A 16,190-nucleotide genomic window follows, 5' to 3' on the forward strand; every position below is an offset into this window, starting at 1 on the left:
TTTTGGCCCTGAAACTGCTCGATCCCAACGACTTCGAGATCTTCAAGCGAATTCGCCTGGAGGCGTTGCGCGCTAATCCCGAAGCCTTCGCCAGCAGCCTGGCGGATTGGGAAGGTCTGCCGGACGAGGAGTGGCGACGGCGCCTGACGAACAACCCTGTTGTCGTCAGCTTTAGCGGCGATGAACCTGTCGGCATAATGGGCCTGATGCGACAGCAGGCCGGCAAGATGGCGCACCGCGCCACCATCATCATGGTTTACTTGCGCGACACCGAGCGCGGCGACGGACACGCCATCGCAATGCTCAATCTTTTGCTCGAACACGCCCGCGCATTGGGCATCAGGCAGGTCGAACTGGCCGTAAGCGCGGAAAATCCCGCCGCCATACGATTTTATCAACGCGAAGGTTTTCATGAAATCGGTCGCATCCCTGCCGGCTTTCTTCACGAGGGCCGGGAGATCGACGAAATCATGATGGCGCGGCGCCTGACATAGGCTACGGCTCGGCCAAGCTCGAAAAGGACGACGGTGGCGATCCGATGGTTTCCGGCCGGCTCCAGGGCATGAAATATGTGATCTACTTCTACGGTTGCGATAATCACGAGAAGTGCAAGTCGCTGCAGTTCTCCTCCGGCTACACCGATGCGTTCATGGCCGACCAGGCCAACGAATGGAACAAGAAATATCGCAGGATCAAGGCCTATTCCGGCGACGGATCCAACTTCAAGATGGATGTCAGCTTCATCGGCGGCATCACCAAGGCCAATCTCGAGGAACAGTTCTCGACCTGGGATTCGCTGACCAGCGATATCAAGGATTTCGTGAACCAGAAGTAGCGCGGCCCTGACCGGCCGCCGGCAATCGGCAATATCGATCTTGCCGATTGTCTGGGCGCGGCTTCGCGCCTACATCGTGGGAGACAATTCTTCTTCCCACGAACGGACCTGCCATGAACAGCCTGATCGGCCAATTCGACATTTCCGACGATCGCATCAAGCAGATCGTCGCCGAGACCCTCAACGGCGCCGACGACGGCGAGCTGTTCCTCGAATACAGCGAAAGCGAAGCGCTGATGTTCGACAACGGCCGGCTGAAGACCGCCAATTTCAACACCGACCAAGGCTTTGGCCTGCGCGCTGTTGCCGGCGAAGCCAGCGGCTACGCTCATTCCAGCGATCTTTCGGAAGCCTCGTTGCTACGCGCCGCCGACGCCGTTGCAACGGTCAAGGGTGGCTATTCCGGCACGCTCGCCGCGGCACCCGCGCGCACCAACCGCCATCTCTACGGCGACGAGAACCCGATCCCCTCGCCTTCCTTCGAGGTCAAGGCAAAGCTGCTGCAGGAAATCGATGCCTGGCTGCGCGCCGAGGACCCGCGCGTGCGCCAGGTGACGGCCTCGCTCGCTGCTTCCTGGCAGCATGTCGAGATCGTGCGTGCCGACGGCCAGATGGTGCGTGATATCCGGCCGCTGGTCAGGATCAACGTGTCCGTCATCGTCGGCAATGGCGACCGCCAGGAGAGCGGCTCCTACGGCATGGGCGGACGCAAGGCGTTCGGCGAGTTTCTGGTCGAGGACAGCTGGAAGCACGCGGCCAAGGAGGCACTGCGGCAAGCACTGGTCAATCTCGACGCCATTCCGGCGCCTGCCGGCACCTTCGACATCGTGCTGTCCAGCGGCTGGCCAGGCGTCATGCTGCACGAGGCCGTTGGCCACGGACTGGAAGGCGACTTCAACCGCAAGAAGACATCGGCCTTCGCGGGCCTGGTGGGCCAGCAGGTCGCCGCCAAAGGCGTCACCGTCGTCGACGACGGCACCATGGCCGAACGGCGCGGCTCGCTGACCGTCGATGATGAAGGCACGCCTTCGGCCCGCAACGTGCTGATCGATGATGGCAAGCTCGTCGGCTACATGCAGGACCGCCAGAACGCCCGGCTGATGGGCATGAAGGCCACCGGCAACGGGCGGCGCGAAGGCTATGCGCACCAGCCGATGCCGCGCATGACCAACACCTACATGACCTCGGGCGACATGGAGCCGGACGAGATCATCGCCTCGGTCAAGAACGGCATCTATGCCGTGTCCTTCGGCGGCGGCCAGGTAGACATCACCTCGGGCAAATTCGTGTTCGGCTGCACCGAGGCCTACATGATCGAAAACGGCAAGGTGACGCAGCCGATCAAGGGCGCCATGCTGATCGGCAACGGGCCGGACGCCATGCATCGGGTGTCGATGATCGGCAACGACATGAAGCTCGACAACGGCATCGGCATGTGCGGCAAGGCCGGACAAGGCGTACCGGTCGGCGTCGGCCAGCCGCATCTGAGGATGAACCAGATGACGGTCGGCGGCACCAGGGTTTGAGGATGCCGCCGTGTTCCGGTAACAAGCCTAAATCTCAGCCATACCTTGAAGTGAACACAATCGGCGTTAGGAAATTTAGTAACTGTCTAACTGCCTGGGCCACGTTTCCGCGCAAACGCTGTACCAGCCTTCTCGTTGTGGTGGTGTTGGCAATGCAGCGTTCCCCCGGCGTTCTGGCTTTCCTGCTTGGCTTCGTTTCGTTGATTGGCGCGACATCGCTGCAAGCCAGTCCGGCGGCAGCAGAGTCGACATGGTTCAAGTCGCGATCGACGCAATCTGCCGCCGTTGGCGGAAGCACCAGTGTCCCCTACGGTTGGATCGATTTCTGCCATCGCCGGCCAAAAGAGTGCAAGGTGCCTGCCCTGCCGGCCGCTGATATCAAGCTGACCGCGCAGAACCTGCGCACCCTCAAGCGGGTAAATCAGAAGGCGAACAGCTCCATCAAACCGGTCAGCAATTTCGATCATTGGGGCACGATGATGGACCACTGGGACTATCCGGTGGACGGCAAGGGCGACTGCAAGATCTACGCGCTCTACAAGCGCAAGCTGCTTCTGCAGGCAGGATTCCCGCGGCAGGCGCTGCTGATGACGGTCGTGCGCGACCTGAACAATGAAGGCCACACCATCCTGACGGTGAAAACCGACAAGGGCGATCTTGTCCTGGACAATCTGGTCGATGAGATCAGGCCGTGGAACGCGACGGGCTATTACTTCCTGAAACGCCAGTCGCAGCAGAACCCAAACACCTGGGTGTCGATCAACCAACGGGGCGGCACGCCGAAACGGATGTCGCCAAGCTAGCCTACGGCTAACGCCGCCGTTTCGGCTTCTCCAGCAGCGCCACCGCCTCGACATGCGACGACCACAGGAACTGGTCGATCGGGGTGACGCTCTTCAGCGTATAGCCACCATCGATCAGGATGCGCAGGTCGCGCGCCAGCGTCACCGGATTGCAGGAGACGGCGACGACCAGCGGCACGTCGGAACGGGCGATCTGCTTCGACTGGTCCTCGGCACCGGCGCGCGGCGGATCGAAGACGAGGCCGTCGAAGGCATTCAGCTCCTTGAAGGTGAGCGGCCGGCGGAACAGGTCGCGGCGTTCGGCGGTCACCCGCTTCAGGCCAGAGGCGAAACGAAATCCCCGGTCGAGCGCCGCAAGGGCTGCGGCGTCGCCTTCCACCGCATGAACTTCCGATTTCGCCGCCAGGCGCAAGGCAAAGCTGCCGCACCCGGCGAAAAGATCGGTGACCTTCTTGGCCCGCGACAGATGCTTGCCGACCATATCGGCCATCGCCTGCTCGGCGGCCTGCGTCGCCTGCAGGAAGGCGCCCGGCGGCACCGCGACGGCGATATCGCCAAACATGACCACCGGCTTCTTCGGCTCGACGATGATCTCGTCATCGACCGAAAGCCGGGCCAGTCCTTCGCCGATGACAAAATTGGAAGCGACGCGGCGCTGGTTTTCGCCGAGCTTGCCGGACTCCTGGACCGCGACGTCGAGGCCCGAGCCGGTCACCGTCACTGTCATGCGGAACGATTTGGTCGTGGCGCATACGAGTTCCGCGAGTGCCCTCAGACGATCGAGCGCGGCGACGATCTCGGGCAAGGAGATCGGACATTCCTCGATGGGAATGATTTCCGACGACAGCGCGCGAACGAAACCCAGCTTCATGCCGGCCTCGCTGCGCCGGGCCGTGAAGACGACGCGGCGGCGCGTATGCGGCGCGCATGGCACCAGCGCGCCTACATCGCTGGCTATGCCCTTGCTCTTCAGCGCCTGCACGACCTTTTCGCGCTTCCACTGGTGATAGGCTTCGGCTTCCAGATGCTGGAGGGCGCAGCCGCCGCATTCGGTGAAATGCCGGCAGGCGGGGTCGATCCGCAACGGCGACGTTTCCAGCACCGCCATCAGCGTGGCGCGGTCCTTTTCGCGTGCGGCGGTGACGATTTCGCCGGGCAGCGCGAAGGGAATGAACACCTCGCCGGTTTCGATCTCGGCGACGCCGTCACCCTGGGAGCCTAGTCTTGCGATGGTGAAGCGCGCGCTCATTGGCCGCTCCCCTTGGGATCGCTGCCCTTGGCGTCCTTGATTCCGGCAAGCAGGAACTCGCGGTTGCCGTCGCCGCCTTCGATTGGCGACAGATGCAGTCCGAGTGTGCGCCAGCCGGGGACGCCTTCGAGCCACTCCTGCAGCAGGCCGGCAACACGCGCGGCATCGTAAGGATCTTTCAGCAGCCCGCCCTTGCCGATCGCCTCGCGGCCAGCCTCGAATTGCGGCTTGACCAGGAACACGGCTTTCGCGCCGCCCCTGGCCAGGGCAAGCGCCGGCGGCAGCGCCAGTTTCAGCGAGATGAAGCTGACATCGGAAACGATGAAATCCGGAATGCGACCAGCCAGATCGGTGACCGAGAGTTCGCGAGCGTTCAGCCCTTCGATTGCCGTCACGCGCGGATCGCCTGAAATGTCGGGATGCATCTGGCCATGTCCGACATCGATCGCGGTGACATGGGCCGCGCCGCGTTCGAGCAAGACCTGGGTGAAGCCGCCGGTCGAAGCGCCGATGTCGAGCGCTTCGCTGCCGGTCGGATCGAGGCCGAAATGATCGAGCCCGGCGATCAGCTTCAGCGCCGCGCGCGAAACATAGCCCTGCGCCGGATCGTCGATGGCGATCAGGCATTGCGGCAAGACAGCCTGGCCAGGCTTGCGGGCGACGGTGCCGTCGACCGTCACCGTGCCGCGCTCGACCGCGTCACGGGCGCGCGAGCGGCTGGCGAACAGGCCGCGTGCGACGAGCAGTTCGTCGAGCCGCTGGCGTGTGCTGGCTGGCAGAGGGGAATTCATCGGCCTTCATGGCGAAAGCCGACGATGATGGCAAGCACCTTGGGGCCGATCGGCAATCATCGGTCGACCGTAGCTGTCGATGGGTGTCAGAAGATGGTGCGCGAGACCTGCCGTTCGACGGCCGGCCTCAGACTGTCATTGCTGTCGCCAGAAGCCTGCTTGCGCGGGGGCTCAGCGGGGACGGGTGCCACCGATATGGCGTCCGGAATGACGACGAATTGTAGCCTTTGCTTGTAGGAAAAGCCTCCACGGATGTCGCCGATCTTGCCGGCGACGATGCCCATCACCGCCTTTTCGAGATTGCGATCATAGCGCGTTTCGGCCATGGCCGGTGCGGCGATAGTGGCCGAAATGGCCACGCCGCACAGAAGCGTTCTCATTGTTTTTAACTCCCTGCCTTGGGCACGTTCTAGCAGGGCGCCGTTGAAAAACGGCCAAGAGACACGGTAAGCAAAACAACAAACGGCAACGTAAACAGCGCGTTACGATCGCCAGCCGACAAACCGATTCAGGGCTTTGAGATTTTGATTCAGGCGCGCTGGGCGCGAGCCGTATGTCCAAGCGCGACGAACACGGTGCGCACGATGCCGGCCGCATCCAGCCCGGCATCGGCATACATTTTTTCGGGCTTGGCGTGATCGGTGAACGCATCAGGCAGCACCAGCGGGCGCACCTTCAGGCCGCTTTCCAGCAGCCCTTCATGGGCGAGGAATTGCAGCACGTGGCTGGCAAAGCCGCCGACCGCGCCCTCTTCCACCGTAACCAGCACTTCGTGCGAGCGGGCCAGCCGCCGGATCAGATCTTCGTCGAGCGGCTTGGCGAAACGGGCGTCGGCAACCGTGGTGGAAAGCCCGGCCGCGCCAAGCTCCTCAGCCGCAGCCAAGCAATCCTGCAGCCGCGTGCCGAAGGAGAGCAGCGCAACCTTGGTGCCTTCCCTGACGATGCGGCCCTTGCCAATTTCGAGGATTGAGCCACGTTCCGGCATGTCGACACCAACGCCGTTGCCACGCGGATAGCGGAAGGCGATGGGGCCGTCATCATAGCTTGCCGCGGTGCGCACCATGTGGCGCAGTTCGGCCTCATCGGCCGCCGCCATGACAACAAAGCCGGGCAGCGTCGCCAGGAAGGTGGTGTCGAAGGCGCCGCAATGGGTGGCGCCATCGGCGCCGACGAAACCGGCGCGATCGATGGGAAAGCGCACCGGCAATTTCTGGATCGCCACGTCGTGGACGACCTGGTCGTAGGCGCGCTGCAGGAAGGTCGAATAGATGGCGGCGAAAGGCTTGAAGCCTTCGGTGGCGAGGCCGGCGGCGAAGGTCACCGCATGCTGCTCGGCGATGCCGACATCGAAGACCCTTGTCGGGAACGCCTCGCCGAACAGGTCGAGGCCGGTGCCGTTCGGCATGGCAGCGGTGACGGCGACGATGCGATCGTCTTCACGGGCTTCCTGGACCAGGCTTTCGGCGAAGACCTTGGTGTAGCTCGGGGCGTTGGCCGGCGCCTTGGCCTGTGCGCCGGTGATGACATCGAACTTGTTGACGCCATGATATTTGTCGGCCGCAGCCTCGGCCGGTCCGTAGCCCTTGCCCTTCTGGGTGACGACATGGATCAGCACCGGGCCTTCGCCATTGTCGCGGACGTTCTTCAAGACCGGGATCAGATGTTCGAGATTGTGCCCGTCGATCGGGCCGATGTGATAGAAGCCGAGTTCCTCGAACAGGGTGCCGCCGGTGACGTAACCGCGTGCATGCTCGACCGCCCGGGTGATGGCGCGATCGGCGCGCTTGCCGAGATAGGAGGTCAGCTTCTTGCCGAAATCGCGCAGTCCCAGATAGGTCTTGCCGGAGGCCAGACGCGCCAGATAGGCGCTCATTGCGCCGGTCGGCGGCGCGATCGACATGTCGTTGTCGTTGAGGATGACGATGAGGCGAGCATCGAGCGCGCCGGCATTGTTCATCGCTTCATAGGCCATGCCGGCCGACATGGCGCCGTCGCCGATGACGGCAATGACATTGTTGTGGCCACCGGACAGATCGCGCGCCGCCGCCATGCCGAGGCCGGCGGAAATCGAGGTCGAGGAGTGCGCGGCGCCGAACGGATCGTATTCGCTCTCGGCGCGGCGGGTGAAACCGGACAGGCCACCCTCCTGGCGCAGCGTGCGGATGCGGTCGCGGCGGCCGGTGAGGATCTTGTGCGGATAGGCCTGGTGGCCGACATCCCAGATCAGCCGGTCGTCCGGCGTGTTGAAAACGTAGTGCAATGCCACCGTCAGTTCGACCACGCCAAGGCCGGCGCCGAGATGTCCACCGGTGTGGGACACCACATCGATCAGCTCGGCACGAAGCTCCGCAGCCAGCTGCGGCAGTTCGCTTTCGGCAAGCGTGCGCAGGTCGGCCGGAATGCGGACCTTGTCGAGAAGCGGTGTGTGCAGCGTTGCGTTCACTGTTAAGGGGCCTGCTCAGATATGATGTTCATGCACGTCGATCATGGGCGAAATATGCCTCCGCCCAGCGAATGTAAATGCGTGTCAGTGACGCGGATGGTTCTGATCCAGAGCCTGATCCATCCCAACAGAGCCGGGATGGGGCTCTGTCCTCCTGTTTGACCATGATCTTTTCCGAAAACCGGGTCCCACTTTTCGGGATCATGGTCTTAATTGTCCGGCAACGGAATGAACTCTTCCTCATCTCCAGGAACGATATCGAAGCGGCCTGTCTTCCATTCTTGTTTGGCCTGTTCGATGCGTTCTTTCGACGAGGAGACGAAATTCCACCAGATGTAGCGCGGCGAGCCGAGCGAAGCGCCGCCGAACAGCATGAAATGGGCACCAGTTTCCGACGAGACAATGATCTCGTCGCCGGGCTTGAATACCAATAGCCGCTCGGCCGGGAAGCGATCGCCGGAAATCGAAACCTCGCCTTCCAGCGTGTAGATGGCGCGCTCCTCGGCGTCGGCCGGGATCTTCACACTGGCGCCAGGCGCCAGCCTCAGATCGGAGTAGAGCGTCTCGGAGTCGGCTCTTACCGGCGACCGCAGCCCGGAAAACGCGCCGATGACGACGCGGCCGTTGACGCCTTCGGCGTCGATTTCGGGCAGACGGAGCGCCGCCGTGTTCTCGAACACCGGGTCGACCTCTTCCTTGCCATCCGGCAGTGCCAGCCAGGTCTGCAGGCCGGAGACCGACATCGGCGCGCCGCGCAACTCTTCCGGGGTGCGCTCGGAATGGACGATGCCGCGGCCGGCGGTCATCAAATTCACGTCGCCGGGCTGGATCACCATTTCGGTGCCGAGCGAATCGCGATGCCTGATCTTGCCGTCGAACAGATAGGTGACGGTCGACAGGCCGATATGTGGATGCGGACGGACATCGAGCGCCTGGCCGGCGCGCAGGATGGCCGGTCCCATGCGGTCGAAGAAGATGAACGGCCCGACCAGCCGGCGCTTGGCAGTCGGCAAGGCACGGCGAACCTGAAAACCGCCAATGTCCTTGGCGTTCGGAATGACCATCAGCTCGATCTGGTCGCTGGCGAAGGCGTCACCAGGCTGCGGGTCGTTGCCGGGGAAGAAGCTCATCGGATGTCCTCAGGCAAAGCGCAGTGCCGATTTGGCCTTTGCCTTGGCCGCCACCTCCTCGCGATTGCGCGGATGATGATTGGTTTCCATGGAATGCAGCAGTTCGTGCGCCGACTCGGCAATCGCCTCGACGGCACGGTCGAAGGCCGCCTGATTGCGCTGCGAGGGCCGCGTCGTTCCGCTTAGTTTGCGCACGAACTGAAGCGCGGCGTCGCGGATCTCGTCATGGGTTGCCGGCGGATCGAAATTGAACAGGGTCTTGATGTTTCTGCACATGCTTGAACTCCTTACCTGCTTTCTCTGCCCGCCCCGATTTTACAACCTATTCCGCGTCGAGTGGCTCGGTGCCAACCGGCTTGCCGTCGCGCGACAGCCTGATCTTCTCGACCTTGTCCTCGGCCGCCTTCAGCAACCGGTCGCAATGCAGCTTCAGCGCCTCGCCGCGCTCATAGATCTTGATCGACTGGTCGAGCGGCACGTCGCCGCGTTCCAGATCATCGACGATCTTTTCCAATGCGTCGAGTGCCTGCTCGAAGCTCATCGCCTTGACGTCTTCGTTCACTTCGCCAGCCATCCTCTATCCTTTCATCAGTCGCCCGACGTGGGCGGCGACCGAAAATGCCAGTCCCTGCAGATCGTAGCCGCCCTCGAGCAGGCTGACGAGGCGGTTGCCGCTGTGACGTGCAGCGCGCTCGAGCAACTGGCCGGTCGCCCAGTCGAAATCGTCCTCGGTCAGGTTGATCTGTGCCAGCGGATCGCGATGGTGCGCGTCGAAGCCGGCGGAAATTATGATCAGGTCGGGCGCGAAATTGTCGAGCGCCGGCAAAACCCGCGACAGGAAGGCATCGCGGAACACCTCCGAGCCAGTCTCCGGCGCCAGCGGCGCGTTGACGATGTTGCCGGCGCCGGTTTCGCCCTTGGCGCCGGTGCCGGGGTAAAGCGGCATCTGGTGCGTCGAACAGTAGAGCACCGACGGATCGTCCCAGAAAATATCCTGCGTGCCGTTGCCGTGATGCACGTCCCAGTCGACGACGGCGACGCGCTCGACGCCGTGTTTGTTCTGCGCATAGCGGGCGGCAATCGCCGCGGTGTTGAACAGGCAAAAGCCCATGGCCGTGGTCTTTTCGGCATGGTGGCCGGGCGGCCGCGCGGCGACAAAGACGTTGTCGGCACGGCCCTGGAAGACATCGTCGACGGCGGCGTTGGCGGCACCGATGGCCGTCACCGCGGCCTGCCAGCTTTTCGGGCTGGCGCTGGTGTCGGCATCGATCGAGATGATGCCGGTCTCGGGTATGGCGGCGCGGACGCGGGCGACGAAATCCTGGGGGTGGGCGTAGAGGATGGTGGCTTCGTCGCCTTCCGGCGCCTTGACGCGATCGAGCGCGGCAAAGGCCTCGTCGTCGAGCACGCGCTCGATGGCGCGCAAGCGGTCTGGCCGCTCCGGGTGACCGGGCGGTGTCAGGTGTTCGAGGAAGATCGGGTGGGTGTAGAGCCTTGTGACCATGTCCCGATATAGGCGCGCCCGGCCGCTTTGACCATGTTTTCACGCCCGGAAAGGGCGACGGTCAACAGGGTTTAGCTGTTGGGCGTCGGCTGGGTCCAGCGCGAGCCGCCGAACGAGGCCAGTGCCTTGTCCTTCAGTTCCCTGAACTTCGACGACGCCTCGGCCAGCCGCCGGTCCCAGTCGGGGTTCGGCACCTGGCCCTGGATGGTCTTGAAATAGACCTGCATCAGGCAAGCGATGGCAAAGGGTTCGATGAAGGCGGCCTTGAAGGCCCAGGCGAAGACGATGGCGAGCACGAAGGCCCAGCCTGCGAGTTGCCCCGGCATGAGGTACAGAATGGCGCCGGCCGGTGCCAGCATCAGCAGGAAGATGACCAGGGACACACCCCACATGATCACCGCCAGCCAGACGGCGTTCTTGACCATGGTCTTGCCGTTCTGCGCGTAGAGCACGACCCCTTGCCGCGCCGTCTCAAAGGGTGAGGCGGAATTGATGCGGATGTTGTAGCCGAGGATGATCTCGTCGACATAGGTCAGCGACAGGCGGATGACGGTGTTGATGAAACTGACCAGGCCGCTCAAGCCGGGAATGGGCAGGAAGGCGGCAATGCCGCCGATCAGGCCGGTGATGGCGCGGATGGCGCCCTTGACCAACTGGTCGAGCACGAAAAGGATGTTGGCTTCGGCAAAACGCTGAGTCACGACTTCCCTGGCATAGGCGATCTGGCTCTGGCCGCCGGGGACGTCGCGGCCGTCGATCAGGTGGACCATCACCGCGATATGGCCGGCCTTGACGATGTAGAGGATGTATTCGCGGATCCAGTAGACGGCGATCGAAACGACGCCGATACCGACCACGCCGCCCCACAGGGCAAACGACATCGGCCCGTCAGGATCCGTCGAGATATGGCCGACGCCATAGCCGACGCTGGCACCAGTACCGGTCGCCACGATGTAGGCCAGCGTGATGCCGAAATAGACGATCATGCGAAAGACGATGAAGGGCCATGTCCTGATCATGATGGACACCGACCTGCCGATCTCGAAATCCCACATGTCCCGAATCTCCCCTCAGAGATGGTCGCAGAGGATGAACTCAGGCGGGCGATTGTCAATCTCGGGCCGACCGGCGACTGCCAATTATCCCGGCAAATCGCCAGTTCGCTTGAGCAGCCCTTCCAGAAGGATGTTGAAGGCCTTCACCGCCTTTTTCGACGTGGCTTCGGGATCGTCCGAATTTGCGATCCACTGCGCCGCATGCAGCGAGGCGCCACTGATCAGCCTTGCCGCAGCTTCGGCATCGACGCCGACGATGGTTCCCTCGTCGCTCAGCCTTTGAAGGTTCTCCGTCATCAAGCGGATGCATTCGTTCTGGCTCGGCCATTGCGAAGGATCGCCAAGCACCGCCGGCCCGTCGCGCAACACGATGCGCTGGATTTCCGGCTCCAGGGCCATTTCGATATAGGCCGTGCATTCATCGACAAAGCCGCTCCAGAGCGTGTCCGCTTTGGCTGAAACGACTTTCAGCCGGGCGAACATTTCAGCGTCGATCTCGGCGATCACCGCCTGCAGCAGTCCCCTCTTGTCGCCGAAATGATGATAGAGCGCGCCGCGCGTCAGCCCGGCCGATGCGGTGAAATCATCCATCGAGGCCTCGGCATAGCCGACGGTGCCAAAAGCCTGGCGCGCGGCCGCCACCAGCTTGGCACGCGTCTCTGCGATCATCTCCTTGCGGGGTCTGTGCATGGTTCTGGCCCTACTGACATACGCTGCGTATGCCAATTGACATACGTGGCGTATGCTCTATTTAACAATCATACGCCACGTATGTAATTGTCGAACCTGCCTTTGTCGAGGAGCCAGACCATGCAAAACCCCTATTCGGAAATCTTTCGCGCCCCTGGCGCCAAAGGCTTCGCCGCCGCTGGCTTCGTTGCCCGACTGCCGATCGCCATGGCGCCGATCGGGATCGTCGCCATGCTGTCGCAGACACATGGCGAATACTGGCTGGCCGGCGCCGTCTCGGCGACATACGCACTGGCCAACGCATTTCTCGCGCCGCAGATATCAAGGCTGGTGGATCGCCTTGGCCAGACCCGCATTGTCGTGCCGACCACGGTCCTTTCGGTGCTCGCCTTCGTGATCCTGATCGCGGCGGCCAATCAACACTGGCCGATATGGACGCTGTACGTGTCGGCGCTGCTCGCCGCCGCCATGCCCAGCATCCCGGCAATGGTGCGCGCGCGCTGGACCGAGTTTTTTCGCGATCGCCCCGAGATGAACACCGCGTTCGCCTTCGAATCGGCGGCGGACGAACTGGTCTATGTCGCAGGCGCATCGCTATCGGTGGGCCTGAGCGTCGCCCTGTTTCCGGAAGCGGGCATGCTGGCGAGCACATTGTTCCTCGCCTTCGGCTCGATGGCCTTCATCCTGCAGCGCTCGACCGAGCCACGGGTGCGACCGGTGGGACAAGGTTCGCGCGGCTCGGCAATCCGCCTGCGCGCGGTTCAGATCATCACCTTCGCCCTGATCTTCATCGGCGCCACCTTCGCGACCACGGAAGTGAGCACCGTGGCGATCACCAAGGCGCTTGGCCTGCCGGGCGCCGCCAGCCTCGTCATCGGCGTCTACGCGCTGGGATCGTTCGTCGTCGGCATCATCATCGGCACGCTGAGCCTGAGAACGCCGCTGCAGCACCAGCTTGCCATTGCCGTCGCCGTCATCGCGCTCACCACGCTGCCGCTGCTGGTTGCCGACACGGTGCCGCTGCTGGCGCTGGCGGTCTTCGCCAGCGGCTTAGCAATCTCGCCGACCTTCATCACGGCATTCGGCCTGATCGAGCGGCACGTGCCGGAGGCGATGCTGACCGAGGGCATCACCTGGGTCACCACCGGCATCGGCATCGGCATGGCGCTGGGTTCCTTCGCCGCCGGCGCGGTGGTGGATGCGTTCGGGGCGCAGAACGGGTTCTGGGTTTCGGTCGCGTCGGGCGGGCTGGCGCTGACAACTGTGCTGCTCGGCATGCGCAGCCTGGCCACCGATGGATGCGAGTTGGACGGATGCGAAGCTGCAATTCCGGCCGAGTGAGAGCCAGGGTATGTTGAGATTCGGGTCAGGCCGAGCCGAAAATGATGGGTTTCGAGAACCGGCGCGCAGCGGACTTTCAGGTCCGTGAGCACCGGAAGCGCAGAAAGCCATCGTTTGCAGGCCGGCATCACCTGAATATCGACATACCCTAGAGAATCTCGGTCTTGGCGATATGGATGCCAAAGCCTTCGAGGCCGACATAGTGGCGCTCGCGCGAGGCGATCAGGTTGATTGAGGAAATGCCGAGATCCTTCAGGATTTGCGCACCGAGGCCGATCTCGCGCCATTCGTTTTCGCGGCGGCGCGCCTCTTCGTGATCCTCGCGATCGGTGGGTGCGGGCCGCTTGCGCTCCTGATGGGCGACGCCGACCGAGCCCTCTCTGAGATAGACGATGACGCCGCGCTTGCGCTCGCCCATCGCTTGCATGATGCCGTCGAGCTTGTGGCTGGTACCGAACACGTCGCTGACAACATCCTCGGAATGCAGCCGCACCGGCACATCCTCGCCGTCGCGGATGTCGCCGAAGACGATCGCCACATGGTGCATCGAATCCCAGGGCAGCGTGTAGGTGAAGACCTGCGCCTTGCCACCGGGCGTGTCGATGTCCGAACAGGCGACACGCTCGACCAGCGTTTCCTTGCGCTGGCGGTAGGCGATGAGGTCGGCGACCGAAATCTGCTTCAAACTGTGCTTTTCGGCAAAGGCCTGCACCTGCGGGCCGCGCATGACGGTGCCGTCATCGTTGACCAGCTCGGAAATGACGCCGACCGGCGGCAGGCCGGCGAGCTTGCACAGGTCGACCGCGGCTTCGGTATGGCCCGAACGCATCAGCACGCCGCCTTCGCGGGCGATCAGCGGGAAGATGTGGCCGGGGCGGACGAAATCGGAGGCGCCTACATTGCCGTTGGCGAGATTGCGCACGGTCAGCGTGCGGTCGTCGGCCGAAATGCCGGTCGTGGTGCCGTGCTTGAAATCGACGCTGACGGTGAAGGCGGTGGTGTGGGCCGAATCATTGTCGGCAACCATCGGCGACAGGTTGAGCCGCTTGGCCTCCTCGCGCGGCATCGGCGTACAGACGATGCCGGAAGTGTTGCGGACGATGAAGGCCATCTTTTCCGGCGTGCAATGGACGGCGGCGACGATCAGGTCACCCTCGTTCTCGCGCCCGTCATCGTCCATGACGACGACGATCTCGCCGCGTTCGAAGGCGCGCAAGGCTTCGACAATCTTCTTCTGGTCGTAAGGCATGTCGTCCCGCTTCCGCTGGCAAGGTTGAAGGTCAAACGCGTCCGGTCTGGCCGCGATGACGCAGATAGTGATCGGCAATGGCGCAGGCAACCATCGCCTCGCCGATCGGCACGGCGCGGATGCCGACGCAAGGGTCGTGGCGGCCCTTGGTCATGATCTCGACGTCGTTGCCGTCCTTGTCGATCGATCTGCGTGGGGTCAGAATTGAAGACGTCGGCTTGACGGCAAAGCGCGCGATGATCGCCTGGCCGGTCGAGATGCCGCCAAGAATGCCGCCGGCATTGTTGGACAGGAACACCGGCTTGCCGTCATTGCCCATGCGCATCTCATCGGCATTCTCTTCGCCGGTGATGCGGGCGGCCTCAAAACCGTTGCCGATCTCGACGCCCTTGACGGCGTTGATCGACATCAGGCCCGAAGCGATATCCTGGTCGAGCTTGGCGTAGATCGGCGCGCCAAGGCCGGCCGGAACGCCGTCTGCGACAATCTCAATGACAGCGCCGACCGAGGAACCCGCCTTGCGAATGCCGTCGAGATACTGGGTGAAGACTGCGACCGAGGCCGGATCGGGGGTGAAGAACGGGTTTTCGGCATCGCCGATGAAATTCCAGTTCCAGTTGGCGCGGTCGATCGATTTGATGCCCATCGATACCAGCGCGCCGCGCACCACCATGCCTGGCACTACCTTGCGGGCAAGCGCGCCCGCCGCCACACGCGCGGCCGTCTCGCGGGCCGAGGAGCGGCCGCCGCCGCGATAATCGCGTAGACCGTATTTGGTTTCGTAGGTGTAGTCGGCATGGCCCGGCCGGTACTGGCGGGCGATCTCGCCATAGTCCTTGGAGCGCTGGTCGACATTGTCGATCTGCATCGACACCGGCGTGCCGGTGGTGATCATCGTCTCGCCATCCTCATCGAGGATGAAGCCGGACAGGATTTTCACCTCGTCGGGTTCACGACGTTGGGTGACGAAACGCGACTGGCCCGGGCGGCGCTTGTCGAGATCGGCCTGGATTTCGGCACGGGTGAAGCGGATGCCGGGCGGACAGCCGTCGACGACGCAGCCGAGCGCCGGGCCATGGCTTTCGCCCCAGGTGGTGACACGGAAAAGATGGCCAAACGTGTTGTGAGACATGGAAGACAGCCCTGCCCGGCATCGGAGCCGGCTCAAGCCTGCCTTCTATTGGCGTTTTCCACAGGGGTCAAACTGTGATCTGGCGGATTTAGTTTTGACACATTCGGTTGGTTTCTGCTCTGTTCCATTCACCCGTTGGACACTCGCCGCCATCGTGCCGGCGCAATGACAAGAGGACGATGATGCGTAGCCTGATTGGCGCTGTTGCCGCCGTGTTGCTGATTTCCACCGCCGCCTATGCCGGCCAGACCGAAGGCCTGATCAAGACGATCGACAAGGACGCGCTGACGCTGACGCTGGAGGACGGCAAATCCTACAAGCTGAACGCTGAAACCGATCTCGATGCACTGAAGCCGGGCATGGATATCGTCATCGCCTATGACGTGAGCAATGGCGAGAATGTCGTCACCGACATGGAACTGCCGGATACCGAGTAAGATTT

The 16,190-nt window shown here is 63.1% G+C and carries 18 protein-coding genes; 6 read left to right on the plus strand and 12 right to left on the minus strand.

The features are described from left to right. Window positions 1–2: 2 nt before the first annotated feature. The 4 genes from AC1DXN_RS01970 (at window position 3) to AC1DXN_RS01985 (ending at window position 3,164) form a co-directional block, all read left to right on the plus strand. Window positions 3–494 carry an N-acetyltransferase family protein gene (locus AC1DXN_RS01970; RefSeq protein WP_477271841.1) on the plus strand — a complete coding sequence of 164 codons (492 nt, stop codon included), beginning with the start codon at window positions 3–5 and terminating at the stop codon, window positions 492–494. Then, window positions 491–835 (plus strand): YbjN domain-containing protein, encoded by a 345-nt coding sequence (locus AC1DXN_RS01975; RefSeq protein WP_477272423.1) that lies wholly within the window; start codon window positions 491–493, stop codon window positions 833–835. The genes AC1DXN_RS01970 and AC1DXN_RS01975 overlap by 4 nt, the downstream gene beginning before the upstream one ends. A 113-nt stretch (window positions 836–948) precedes the next feature. Beyond that, window positions 949–2,361 (plus strand): metalloprotease TldD, encoded by a 1,413-nt coding sequence (gene tldD, locus AC1DXN_RS01980; RefSeq protein WP_477271839.1) that lies wholly within the window; start codon window positions 949–951, stop codon window positions 2,359–2,361. A gap of 152 nt (window positions 2,362–2,513) precedes the next feature. After that, the gene (locus AC1DXN_RS01985) at window positions 2,514–3,164 is read left to right on the plus strand and encodes a transglutaminase-like cysteine peptidase (protein WP_477272421.1); all 651 of its coding nucleotides are present in this window, start codon (window positions 2,514–2,516) and stop codon (window positions 3,162–3,164) included. Window positions 3,165–3,171: 7 nt separating this feature from the next. Here AC1DXN_RS01985 and AC1DXN_RS01990 read toward each other — a convergent pair whose 3' ends face one another. The 10 genes from AC1DXN_RS01990 to AC1DXN_RS02035 form a co-directional block, all read right to left on the minus strand. Then, window positions 3,172–4,413: a class I SAM-dependent RNA methyltransferase gene (locus AC1DXN_RS01990; RefSeq protein ID WP_477271837.1), complete on the minus strand. Its 1,242-nt coding sequence runs from the start codon at window positions 4,411–4,413 to the stop codon at window positions 3,172–3,174. Next, window positions 4,410–5,204: a TlyA family RNA methyltransferase gene (locus AC1DXN_RS01995; protein WP_477271835.1), complete on the minus strand. Its 795-nt coding sequence runs from the start codon at window positions 5,202–5,204 to the stop codon at window positions 4,410–4,412. Before AC1DXN_RS01995 ends, AC1DXN_RS01990 begins: the two co-directional genes overlap by 4 nt. An 86-nt stretch (window positions 5,205–5,290) precedes the next feature. Then, complete coding sequence (locus AC1DXN_RS02000; RefSeq protein ID WP_477271833.1) at window positions 5,291–5,584, minus strand: hypothetical protein; 294 nt, start codon at window positions 5,582–5,584, stop codon at window positions 5,291–5,293. A 149-nt stretch (window positions 5,585–5,733) separates the two neighbouring features. Further along, the gene (gene dxs / locus AC1DXN_RS02005) at window positions 5,734–7,647 is read right to left on the minus strand and encodes a 1-deoxy-D-xylulose-5-phosphate synthase (protein ID WP_477271831.1); all 1,914 of its coding nucleotides are present in this window, start codon (window positions 7,645–7,647) and stop codon (window positions 5,734–5,736) included. A gap of 209 nt (window positions 7,648–7,856) precedes the next feature. Further along, window positions 7,857–8,777: a pirin family protein gene (locus AC1DXN_RS02010; protein WP_477271829.1), complete on the minus strand. Its 921-nt coding sequence runs from the start codon at window positions 8,775–8,777 to the stop codon at window positions 7,857–7,859. Window positions 8,778–8,786: 9 nt separating this feature from the next. Next, window positions 8,787–9,053: a DUF2277 domain-containing protein gene (locus AC1DXN_RS02015; protein ID WP_477243533.1), complete on the minus strand. Its 267-nt coding sequence runs from the start codon at window positions 9,051–9,053 to the stop codon at window positions 8,787–8,789. 46 nt (window positions 9,054–9,099) lie between these two features. Next, on the minus strand, window positions 9,100–9,351 hold the full coding sequence (locus AC1DXN_RS02020; RefSeq protein WP_477243532.1) for an exodeoxyribonuclease VII small subunit: 252 nt from the start codon (window positions 9,349–9,351) through the stop codon (window positions 9,100–9,102). A 3-nt stretch (window positions 9,352–9,354) separates the two neighbouring features. Next, a complete protein-coding gene (locus tag AC1DXN_RS02025) occupies window positions 9,355–10,281 on the minus strand; it encodes a histone deacetylase family protein (RefSeq protein WP_477271827.1) in 927 nt (308 codons plus the stop codon). A 71-nt stretch (window positions 10,282–10,352) separates the two neighbouring features. After that, complete coding sequence (locus AC1DXN_RS02030; protein WP_477243528.1) at window positions 10,353–11,336, minus strand: hypothetical protein; 984 nt, start codon at window positions 11,334–11,336, stop codon at window positions 10,353–10,355. Between the two features lie 84 nt (window positions 11,337–11,420). Next, window positions 11,421–12,026: a TetR/AcrR family transcriptional regulator gene (locus AC1DXN_RS02035; protein ID WP_477271825.1), complete on the minus strand. Its 606-nt coding sequence runs from the start codon at window positions 12,024–12,026 to the stop codon at window positions 11,421–11,423. Window positions 12,027–12,146: 120 nt separating this feature from the next. On the opposite strand from AC1DXN_RS02035, the gene AC1DXN_RS02040 reads away from it, so the two are divergent. Then, entirely contained in the window at window positions 12,147–13,367 is a 1,221-nt protein-coding gene (locus AC1DXN_RS02040; protein ID WP_477271823.1) for an MFS transporter, read from the plus strand. A gap of 148 nt (window positions 13,368–13,515) precedes the next feature. Here the strand turns inward: AC1DXN_RS02040 and ribB are convergent, their stop codons facing one another. Together ribB and aroC are read right to left on the minus strand one after the other, a co-directional pair. Then, entirely contained in the window at window positions 13,516–14,616 is a 1,101-nt protein-coding gene (gene ribB / locus AC1DXN_RS02045) for a 3,4-dihydroxy-2-butanone-4-phosphate synthase (protein WP_477271821.1), read from the minus strand. 31 nt (window positions 14,617–14,647) lie between these two features. After that, window positions 14,648–15,748 (minus strand): chorismate synthase, encoded by a 1,101-nt coding sequence (gene aroC / locus AC1DXN_RS02050; protein ID WP_477271819.1) that lies wholly within the window; start codon window positions 15,746–15,748, stop codon window positions 14,648–14,650. 182 nt (window positions 15,749–15,930) lie between these two features. Here aroC and AC1DXN_RS02055 point away from each other — a divergent pair, with 182 nt between their 5' ends. Next, window positions 15,931–16,185 carry a DUF1344 domain-containing protein gene (locus AC1DXN_RS02055; protein WP_477243520.1) on the plus strand — a complete coding sequence of 85 codons (255 nt, stop codon included), beginning with the start codon at window positions 15,931–15,933 and terminating at the stop codon, window positions 16,183–16,185. Window positions 16,186–16,190 lie beyond the last annotated feature (5 nt).

This window comes from Mesorhizobium sp. P2_H9 (assembly GCF_056403215.1).